2 protein-coding genes are annotated in these 2,753 nt (G+C 67.9%); both read left to right on the top strand.

Annotated features, from left to right (window positions below; genetic code table 11):
* Positions 1 to 205, top strand: a 205-nt coding sequence (locus H926_RS33320; RefSeq protein ID WP_158441984.1) for a TonB-dependent receptor, incomplete at its 5' end; no start/stop codon positions are given.
* A 133-nt stretch (positions 206 to 338) separates the two neighbouring features.
* Positions 339 to 2,693: a GH92 family glycosyl hydrolase gene (locus H926_RS0112955; protein ID WP_022676689.1), complete on the top strand. Its 2,355-nt coding sequence runs from the start codon at positions 339 to 341 to the stop codon at positions 2,691 to 2,693.
* Positions 2,694 to 2,753: the final 60 nt, after the last annotated feature.

Genomic DNA, 2,753 nt, shown 5'->3' with positions numbered 1-2,753 from the left:
TCTGAACTCGGTGGACAAGACCGCTGGCTATCACCAGCTCGACGCCTCGATCGGGTACAAGATCACCGAAAACCTGACGGTTCAGGCCAATGCCCAGAACCTGCTGGACTCCACCTACTACTCCTACAGCGGCACCAAGAACGCGCCGACCGCCTTCTACAAGAACGGTCGCGTGTTTGCCGCTACCCTGCAGTTCGCCTATTGAGCGGACACGGCAAACCCTATCGGCGCATGGCATGTTTCCTCCCTTGCCATGCGCCAACCGCAATGCCTGCCGGATGCACCGCTCCGGCAGGCGTTGTCATGTCCAGACGGCACCGCCCAGCCAGGAGCCAGCCATGATCGCACTTGCCCGCCGCAGTCTTCTTCGCGCCTCCTGCCACATGGCCCTGGCCGCCGCCGCTGGAACGCCCGCCCTGGCCGCCACGCGCCGCAGCCCTGGGCGCACCACGGCAGGACAGCCCGATCTGTTCATCGGCACGGGCGGCGATGGTCACACTTTCCCCGGCGCCAGCATGCCGTTCGGCATGGTGCAGGTGAGCCCGGATACCGACACCGCGCGGTGGGATACCTGTTCGGGCTATCACCACGGCGATCCCTCGCTGCTGGGCTTTTCGCACACCCATCTGTCGGGCACCGGCATTGGTGACATGCTCGACGTGCTGGTGCTGCCGGCGCGTGGGCCGGTGCGGCTCGATCCCGGCCCGCTCGATCCGGCCAAGCAGAACCCTGCCGCCTCCGGCTATCGCCTGCGCTATACCCAGGAGGAAGCCCGGCCCGGCTATTACCGCGTGGCGCTGGAAAACGGCGTCACCAGCGAATTGACCGCCACCTTGCTCACCGGCGTGCAGCGCCATGCCTTTCCGGCGGGCGAAGGCCATGTGCTGATCGACCTGTCGCACCTGGTGCTCGACAGTTCCGATTATCCGCCGCTGATCGATGCCGCTGCGCTGGAATGGCTGCCCGATGGCACGCTGGTGGGCCGGCGCCGGGTGTGGCGCTGGGCCAAGGGGCGCGAGATCTTTTTCGCGATGCAGTTCTCCCGGCCGCCCGCACGCGTCGACTTCTATGGCGACGACAACGCCCCGGCCCCTGCCGCCGAGGCAGGCGCCACCCATGCCATCAGCGGCAAGCGGCTCAAGGCCGTGGCCTGGTTCCCCGATGCCGGCAGCGCGCCGATCGTGATCCGCACCGGCATTTCGGCGGTGGACGTGGCCGGCGCCCGCGCCAACCTGGCAGCCGAAGCGCCGCATTTCGATTTCGACACCTATGCCCGCGCCGCCCAGGCCGCCTGGGATGGCGAACTGGCGCGCATCACGGTGCGCGGCGGCACCCCCGCGCAGCAGACCATCATGGCCACCGCGCAATACCACGCCGCGCTGGGCCCCACGCTGCTCAGCGACGTGGATGGGCGCACGATCGGCCTCGATCGCCAGGTGCACACCCTGGCGAAAGGCGAGGCGGCCTATAGCGCCTATTCGCTGTGGGATACCTATCGCGCGTTCCATCCGTTGCAGACGCTGATCCGCCCCGATCATGCTGCGGTGATGATGGCCGATCTCATCCGCCAGACGCAGCAAAGCCCCTATGGCCCGCCGGTCTGGCCGCTGCAGGGCGTGGAAACCGGCTGCATGATCGGCTGGCACGCCGTGCCGGTGCTGGCCGAGGCGATGGCCAAGGGCATCCCCGCCGATTATGCCGCCGCCTGGCCGGGCATCCGCCGCCGCGCGCTGGATTTCACCACGCCCACGCTCGACAATTCGCTGGGCATCCCGTTTTACGATCAGCTGGGCTATGTGCCGGCAGACCTGGTGTTCGAAAGCGTCAGCCGCACGCTGGAATACAGCTATGACGATTACGCCGCAGCCAAGATCGCGCGCGCGGCCGGCGCCACGCAGGATGCCGCCCACCTCGAAAAGCGCAGCGGCAACTGGCGCAACGTGTTCGATGCCAGTGTGGGCTTTGCCCGCCCGCGCCTGGCCGATGGCACCTGGACCAGCCCCTATGACCCGGTGCAGCTGGGCCATTCGTCCAAGTGGCGCGACTATACCGAAAGCAATGGCTGGCAGGCCACCTTCCTCAACCAGCATGACGTGCCCGGCCTGATGGCGGCGATGGGCGGCGACGCCGCGTTCGAGGCCAAGCTCGACGCGCTGTTTTCAGCGCCCTCCACCCTGCCCAAGGGCGCGCCGCCCGATATCTCGGGCATGCTGGGCCAATATGCCCACGGCAACGAACCCTCGCACCACGTGGCCTATCTCTATGCCTGGTGTGGCGCGCACTGGAAGACGCAACGGCTGGTGCGCCGCCTGCTGACGACGATGTACACCGCCAAGCCCGATGGCATCATCGGCAATGACGATTGCGGGCAGATGAGCGCGTGGTTCATCCTCTCGGCATTGGGTTTTTACCCGGTCGATCCGGTCAGCGCGGTCTATGTGCTGGGCAGCCCGCTATTCGACAGCGCGCGGGTGCGCGTGGGCGGGGGGCGCGAGCTGGTGATCGAGGCGCGCGGCCAGGGGCCGGATCGCCCCTATTATGGCAAGGTGGAATGGAACGGCCAGCCGCTGACGCGGTCATGGCTACGCCATGCCGAACTGGCGGCCGGCGGCACATTGGTGTTCCACATGCAGGCAGAGCCGGACAAGAGCTTTGCCCGCGCCCCGGCAGACCGGCCCCAGGCTTCGGCCTGATGCCGCTGCCGGCACGCGCGATGCGGGCCCTGCTGGTGCCGGCCCTGGCCCTGGCTGGGC

Origin of the sequence: Novosphingobium sp. B-7 (assembly GCF_000410615.1) — a bacterium.
GTDB lineage: Bacteria > Pseudomonadota > Alphaproteobacteria > Sphingomonadales > Sphingomonadaceae > Novosphingobium > Novosphingobium capsulatum.
This window is presented reverse-complemented; position numbering and strand designations above follow the sequence as displayed.

Coding starts and splice junctions, on each gene's coding strand:
- H926_RS0112955 (WP_022676689.1), top strand. CDS start 339: ATGATCGCACTTGCCCGCCGCAGTCTTCTTCGCGCCTCCTGCCACATG.